The sequence below is a fragment of the Tenacibaculum pelagium genome (genome assembly GCF_014062345.1).
Lineage (GTDB): Bacteria > Bacteroidota > Bacteroidia > Flavobacteriales > Flavobacteriaceae > Polaribacter > Polaribacter pelagius.
In genome coordinates, this window is record NZ_JACGLS010000010.1 from 1 (window position 1) to 7359 (window position 7359).

Below are 7359 nucleotides of genomic sequence, written 5' to 3' on the forward strand. Positions count from 1 at the left end.
CAACGGTCTCGTATAAGAATAGTTGCGGTTTTGTGTGCGAGGATTTTCCGCAGGAAAATCAGACGTAACAAAACTGCAACTACCTTTGTTTAAGCACTAATGTAGCAATTATTTTTATACATTGTTGGCAGTAGTTTTTATTTTTCCCATTATTCCCTCGTTAGTATTTTTGTCAATAAATCCGCTTTCTAATCCAGACCTAATGTCCAAATTCTGATGTTCAATTATATTTTCTCCAAATTCGAATTTGTTCCGCATTTTTTTTAAGTCAAACACTTTGTCAAAATAAATCCAATTCGCTTTACTTTCAGACCAAGCTTTTCCGTAAAATGTAATTCTCGTATTTTCCTTAATTAATTTTTTCGCTAAACGTTTCAATTCAGCTGAACGAATTGAGTTAGAAAAGTCAGAGAAATAATTCTCAAATTCAATTAATTTTTCTCCGATTTTAAATTCATAATCGAGGCTGTCAACAACAAGTCTACTTAAAATTCCATTCAGGTCAGAAACAGATTGTAATGAATTCAAATTCCGATACAATGATTTTAGAATTCCATTGTCAAGATTCCGTTTAATTTCGAAATCTAATTCCAATAGTAATTTATCTTTTTCAGTTTTAAAGTTCGTCATTTCAAATTACTGCCAACGTGTTTGTGTATGGTTAGTTGTGTGGTTGAGACTCTAATTTAGTAAACTATCACGAGCCAGAGAAAATTCCGAAGGAATTTTCCAAATAAGCACTTGCCAAAGCAATTAATTATACACGTTGTTAGCTACTGCCTTTTATTCCATTCGTCAATAGTCATAATTTCAGTCAGTTCAAGAGTTTCCTTTTTTCCGTCTGAATATTCCTTTTCCATTTTCGCTAAACCAATTCCTTTTATATAATAACTGTATTGAGTGTATTCGAATTTTTCAGTTGAATTCACAACTACAGTTTTATAATTTCCTTTTAGTTTAATTGCTTCGTGTTCTTTTCCGAGAATGCTGATTTTAGATTTTCCAACATATTCTCTTTCTTTTGAAAATATCGTTTTATACTTTCCATCGTAATCTGTTTCTGCAGAATATTTATAAGGTTCTTTTTTATTCCATTTAAAAACATCAACATCTTTAGGAATGTTATAAACTGGAAGTAAAAGACCTTTTTGGTTTTTAAGATAACTTGTAAATTCAATAACTTCAGTTCCTTTATCAGTAATTTTTTCTTTAAACAACTCATATTGTCTGAAGTCACTTTCGTATGCTTCTGTAGTCAGGATTTGATTTTTTAAATCCGAAGTTAATTTCCAATATTGGGTTTTGCTTGGTTCAGATTTACATTCGTATTTATAGACTTTTCCATTAGTCAATTCAGACATTGGGAAATAATATTCCTTTACTGAACATCCTGCGAAAGTCAGAATTAAAATAAATATCGAAATTAGTTTTACGTATCTCATTTTTCAGGTTGTAGCTAACGTTTTTGTATAAGATTAGTTGCGTGTTTAGGCAACTAATTTAGCAAATACAAACCGAATAGAAAATCCGCGAGGATTTTCGTAAGTAGGCTAGAACTAGCAATTAATTTTATACAGTGTTGTAACCAGTTTTTATTCAATTCCGATTTTTTCTCCAATATATTCCTTAAATGATTTTCCTGTTTCGTAAATCGTTCCGTCATCGTGCCAAAATTCGATTACTTCACTTGGATTTTTTTCAAAGTCAAAACCTGCTAAATCTCCAGCGAAATTATCTCCAAAGAATTTAATTTCATCTTTCAATTCATAAATGTCCTCGAGTCCTAATTCGGAAAGGTCAAATAAATAGTCCTGAACCTTAAATTGGCTTTCTTTAAAACTACCTGAACCGATTTCCTTTAGATAAGTCAGATATTCTTCAGAAATTCCACTATGATTTAGTCGCAATTGATTTAAGTCGGATTCAGACAGCTTTTTTCGCAAATTTGATTTGTCCGTTTTATCTTCAACTTGGTTTAAAATACTCAATTCTAAATCATATTTCATAGGTTTCTTCAAATTGGTTACAACGTGTTCGTGTATGGTTAGTTGCGTTGGCTGGAACTAAGTTAGCAAAAGAAAACGAACCAGAGGAAAATCCGTAGGATTTTCCGAGTACACACAGAAAAAGCAATTGACTATACACGTTGTTGTAAGCTGGCTTTATTCATTTCTTCGTCAATTTTCCCAACTAAAAAAAAGCCTTTTTCAAGACATAGATTACTCAATTTAGGAATATCAATTGGTACTAATTGGAAAAATTTCAAATGTGGATTTATTAAATTGCTATTTCCAACATAATTTTGATATCTATAGTAAATTTCGTGAAGACGAAAGTTTATTTTTCCGTACTTCCTTGTATCCACTTGAAAATAGTTATTTTGAATCTTACTTAAATTCAATTTAATCAATTTATTTTCATCAACAGCATCAAAATCATACAGTTCGTTCGTTGCATTTATATTTTCAGATTGTAAAACCCACATTCCAGGAGAATAAACTCCTTCACTCAATTCATTTGGAAATACCAATCCATCACTTACATTTGAATAAGATAAATAAAGTATGCTCTCCATTTAGTAAATTGATTTTTGGACAGAAGCATCATTCGCTAAATTTTCGGCATTCTGACTTTCAAATTTTAATTGGTTGAAATTTGGAATATTTTTTCCGACAACTGGAGCCCAAACTATATTTTCATTAAATAAAAAATTTCGTGTTTGGTTATTATCTCTTATGATATTCCTTTGTGTACAAGTTTCTCTGTAATTTAAACATAATGGATTTTGATTTAGAATTTCGTCATCATCAAATTCTAATTTAACAACTGCTTTATCTTTTTTATATTGATGCCAAGCCCAATTAAATGCCTGATGTGGTAAGTCTCCGATATAAAAACCTCTTCCTAATTCTCCTCCTCCAATTTTCACGTCAATTTTTCCGTCTCTTATTTCTGTTGCAAAGTGATTATTAGTTCCGTGATATAGTTCCATTCTGTTCGGTTTTTAGCTTGCTTACAACGGTCTCGGCTATGAGTAGTTGCGTGGGTTAGCACTTAACTTTGCAAGTACACACCAAGTTGGAAATTCCGCAGGAATTTCCAAAGTAGGCGAGAACAAGCAATTACTTATAGCCATTGTTGTAGCTAGTTATTTTTAATATTCGTTTATTATTATTTTATCTCCATTTGCATTTGAATCAACTTCATATGCATAAGATTCAGTAGTCCATCCTAAATCAGTCGTGTACATCACAAAAAATCTATTGCCATCGATTTTAAATTCTTTCCACTCAAGTATTGACTTTTCATCAAAATCACAAGGCCAAGACAAAGAAGGGAAAAAGTATGAATCTTCGTTTAGCCAATATTTTAAATGAACAGATTTAATTTTGTCAAAAGCTTGGTCAGAACTAATCCTTTCTTCGTTATACTGTTTGTTTATTTCTAGTTTTTCTTTGTGGAATTTTTTTATCAGTTCAACATTTTTTTCATCTTGAATTGGAATTGTATGATTTTTAGGTTCAATTACTGAAATTTCATTTCCGTCTTTGAATAATTTTATATTTAAAAGAGAGAAATATATGATTGCACTGTCTTGACGTTTCGAATCAAAACCATTCGAATTCAATTGATAGCTAAAAAGAGACAATAAATTTGTGTTGAATTCAGTCGAAGATTTGAATTTATCCTTTTGATATTTTTTTGGTAGTGTTTTTCTAAACGAATCTACTTTGTTATTTAAATTTTTATTGATTGAGTGATTTTTATCTGCCCATAAAAATGTTTTGTCATCAAGATTGAATGTTCCTAAAATTTTAGTTGTTGCAATTACTTCAAAGCCATTTTCCTCAACAGTATATTTAACTTCTCCTTTTGTTTGGTCAAACAAGTATTGATTTGTCGGTTGCATATTCCAAACTATTCTATGATACATATTTCTTGAGCTCATATCAGAGTTGGCTTCTGAAAATTTGGCTTCCAAGTCAGATTGACCTTTAGAAAAGAATGAAAACATAATTAATAATATTGTTAAGGTTGATTTGTGCATTTCGTTTAATTAGCTACAACGGTTTTGTATAGCCGTCAGTTACGGGATAATATGCGTTAATTTTCGGTTTAGCACAGACTTTAGCAATTCCGAGTGGATTCGGACGTAGTCGAATCCGTCGTAATTGCGGTTATGCATTGTTACCTAACGTTTTTATTTCTTTTTTTTATTAGTTCAGATAATATTTTTCCTGCTCTATAATCATTATCGTATTCGTCCATCAATTCAGCTTTATCTTTATGATTTTCGTGAATCCATTCCATTAGTCTGTTCAACTTTTTATTGAACGTGATTTCTTGTTGTTTATAATTGAAATTAGGATTGTCAATTGTATCTAAAGTGATTTTTTGAATTACATCGTTATTAATCTCATAGGTGTATTTGTAAATTACATTATCCATTTCAAAATGTTTGGTCAAATCATCCATTTCTTTAATTGTCAATTCAACCTTATTAGTGTCTGTCAGGGTAATTTTAATCAATTCATTTTGAGTGTTCAGTCCGTAAGAGAATCCAGTTGTCTTTATTAAAGATTCCTTATTATCAGTCCCAATTTCATTTCCATAGAATACTTTTACGTTATCAGATAATAATTTGTTTAGATTAGATTTGTCAAATTCTTTTTGAGATTCAAAATACTCTTGAGCGATTTCAATTTTGGACTTACTTATTTTGTTGTTACAACTTATCAGCAATAATAGAATTATAATTTTGGTGATTAGTTTCATCTAATGTTAGGTAACGGTTTGTGTATGGAACGTAGCGTGCAAAAAGACGCTAACTTTTCGGATAAACACAAAGCCCGAATTTTTTTATTTTGTTTTTAATTTATCAATTTTAAAAGCCAAATTTAAAAATTTGGCGGTCTTTGCAAGTAAGCACAAACCTCTCGGAAAACCTACATTAGCTATGTTTTATACACGTTGTTGTAAGTAGTGCTTTTTTCGTTACTTACTTAATTTCAAAATCCGAAATGCACCTTGAATTACCAACACAAAAACGATTGTACCAATAATCAAATCTGGTTTACTTGAACTCAACCAATTTACCAAAATTCCAGCAATTATTACCCCCAAATTGATAATCACGTCATTCGATGTAAAAATCATACTTGCTTTAATATGTGCCTCTTCTTTACCCTTTGACTTTTGCAAAATGTAAAGACAAATTCCGTTTGCGATAAGTGCAAAAATAGAAACGATAATCATTGTTGAAAAATCGGGAAGTTTCTCGTCTCCAAAAAACCTTCTCAAAACTTCTACAAATCCAATAATCGCAAGTATTATTTGAAAATATCCTGCAAGTTTGGCAATTCGTTTTTTCTTTATTACTGTTCCGCCAACCGCAAACAAGCTAATTCCGTATACGAAACTGTCGGCTAGCATATCCAAACTGTCGGCAACAAGTCCCATTGATTTTGAGATAATTCCTGTTGTCATTTCGATTATGAAAAACGCGAAATTTATGGCAAGTACAGACCAAAGTAGCTTTTTCTGATTTTCGTTTTCTTTAAATTCCGCTTGGTCGGTTTGTTCCGTTGAGATTTTTTTTCCACCCAAATTCAGTTCGATAACTGACTTTTCGATTTGATCAATTTCTCCGCTGTGAAAAACGGTCAATTTTCGATTCGGAATATCAAAGTCCAAATTCGCAATACTTGAAATTCCTTCCAATTTCATTCGGATTAGATTTTCCTCTGAAGGACAGTCCATTTTGGTAATTACAAATACTGTTTTATTCACTCGATTTCTAGTTTTTTCGTATTACTTACAACTGGTTATATACAATCAAATATATTGTTTTTAGGTTAAATATCTCCGGATAATAAAACATTTCTATTGTTTTTATCCATGTGTTTTAACTTCTGTAACGCCATATCTAATGGGTTTTGAATTTCCATTAAATCTTTCCTTTTTACATGAGTGTAAATCATTGTGGTTTCAGGTTTTGCATGACCTAGTAAAGATTGTATATATCTTATGTCAACACCGTTTTCTAATAAATGAGTAGCATAACTATGTCTTAGTGTATGTGGTGTAACGGTTTTGTTAATATGAGCTTTTTTGCAGCTTCTTCTTAAAAATTGTCTAATACTTTCAGTGCTATATTTTCCTCCTTTTTGCCCTTCAACGAAATAAATAGAAGGTTTAAAAGTATTATAGTAATTAGACAGAAGTGGTAAAAAACTCTCAGCTAAACTTACATACCGATCTTTTCTTCCTTTTCCATTTTTTATAATTAGCTGTTTTCTTTCAATATGGAAGTCGACTAATTTCAAATTTACTAATTCACTTACCCTTAATCCGCAAGAATAAATTAAAGATATAATAGCGCGGTGTTTTAAATTTTGAGTGCATCGAATAATATTTAAAACTTCTTCTTGTGATAAAACATTTGGAAGTTTGCGTGACTTTTTAGGTCTTTCTAATTTTAGATTATTAATTTTTGTATATGGGTAAAAGTTTATGAAAATTTTTAAAGCACTTATAAATTGTCTTTGCGAACTAATAGAATAATTTCGTTCAATAAAAACCTTTTCAATAAGAATTTCAACATCTCTGTTTGTGAGATTTTCTAAAGATACTTTTGTATAGAAATTTACGAAATCTGCAATAAAAAAAGTATAAGTCTGTATTGTACTTCGACTATATCTTTTTCCTTTTAAATAGAGATAAAAATTGTTTAGCAGTTTCCTTTGCTCATCTGTTAAATTCCTCTTAAAAGCATTTTTTCTTGATAATTTACTTTGGTCAATAGTTGCTTTATTTTTAAAAGTGTTAAGAATTAAATTTAAATTATCTAGTGTGTCTTTTATATACCAAGATTTTAATGAAGAACTCCAATTTACATTTGGAATTTTTCTTATTAGATTGATTAAATTTTCATTGTATTTAAACTTAACCAATAATTGATGAACTTTTCTATGATTTTTTTGTTCTAGTAAAATTAGAGGCAATTCTTTCATCTTCTATATAACTTAATTTTATATAAATATAATTATTTTTAATTATAACTATTTGTATTTTAGTTAGTTATTGGTGCTTTGAAAATGCGTTGTTTTTACTTGGTGTTTTTATATTTAAAATATAAAGAGATGTATTTTCATTGCAGGTTGAAATGAAAATACATTAAAAATACTTATTGCGTAATGTAGAAAATGGTTAAATTTACATCAGAATATATGTTTAATTTACCGTAAACGGTTTCGTAAACAGTTTTATAAAAAAAATAAGTGTAAAGAGCGTGAAAAGAGGTATTCCTTCGAACTCATAACCCGAAGGTCACTGGTTCGAGTCCAGTTCCCGCTACTA

Annotated in this window: 9 protein-coding genes; all 9 read right to left on the minus strand. The window is 30.0% G+C overall.

The genetic code is table 11. From position 1 onward, the window contains the following. Positions 1–114: 114 nt before the first annotated feature. The 9 genes from H3Z83_RS12760 to xerA all read right to left on the minus strand — a co-directional run bounded on the left by H3Z83_RS12760 (position 115) and on the right by xerA (position 7013). On the minus strand, positions 115–630 hold the full coding sequence (locus H3Z83_RS12760) for a hypothetical protein (RefSeq protein WP_182125697.1): 516 nt from the start codon (positions 628–630) through the stop codon (positions 115–117). A 143-nt stretch (positions 631–773) separates the two neighbouring features. Then, positions 774–1442 (minus strand): hypothetical protein, encoded by a 669-nt coding sequence (locus tag H3Z83_RS12765; RefSeq protein WP_182125885.1) that lies wholly within the window; start codon positions 1440–1442, stop codon positions 774–776. A 150-nt stretch (positions 1443–1592) separates the two neighbouring features. Then, entirely contained in the window at positions 1593–2006 is a 414-nt protein-coding gene (locus H3Z83_RS12770; protein ID WP_182125886.1) for an SMI1/KNR4 family protein, read from the minus strand. 131 nt (positions 2007–2137) lie between these two features. Next, entirely contained in the window at positions 2138–2575 is a 438-nt protein-coding gene (locus H3Z83_RS12775; RefSeq protein ID WP_182125887.1) for a hypothetical protein, read from the minus strand. Continuing rightward, complete coding sequence (locus H3Z83_RS12780) at positions 2576–2992, minus strand: hypothetical protein (RefSeq protein WP_182125888.1); 417 nt, start codon at positions 2990–2992, stop codon at positions 2576–2578. A 162-nt stretch (positions 2993–3154) separates the two neighbouring features. Further along, positions 3155–4048: a DUF6882 domain-containing protein gene (locus tag H3Z83_RS12785; protein ID WP_182125889.1), complete on the minus strand. Its 894-nt coding sequence runs from the start codon at positions 4046–4048 to the stop codon at positions 3155–3157. Positions 4049–4188: 140 nt separating this feature from the next. Beyond that, on the minus strand, positions 4189–4776 hold the full coding sequence (locus H3Z83_RS12790) for a hypothetical protein (RefSeq protein WP_182125890.1): 588 nt from the start codon (positions 4774–4776) through the stop codon (positions 4189–4191). A 219-nt stretch (positions 4777–4995) separates the two neighbouring features. Beyond that, positions 4996–5790 carry a cation transporter gene (locus H3Z83_RS12795; RefSeq protein WP_182125891.1) on the minus strand — a complete coding sequence of 265 codons (795 nt, stop codon included), beginning with the start codon at positions 5788–5790 and terminating at the stop codon, positions 4996–4998. 65 nt (positions 5791–5855) lie between these two features. Then, on the minus strand, positions 5856–7013 hold the full coding sequence (gene xerA / locus H3Z83_RS12800) for a site-specific tyrosine recombinase/integron integrase (protein ID WP_182125892.1): 1158 nt from the start codon (positions 7011–7013) through the stop codon (positions 5856–5858). Between the last annotated feature and the right edge of the window lie 346 nt (positions 7014–7359).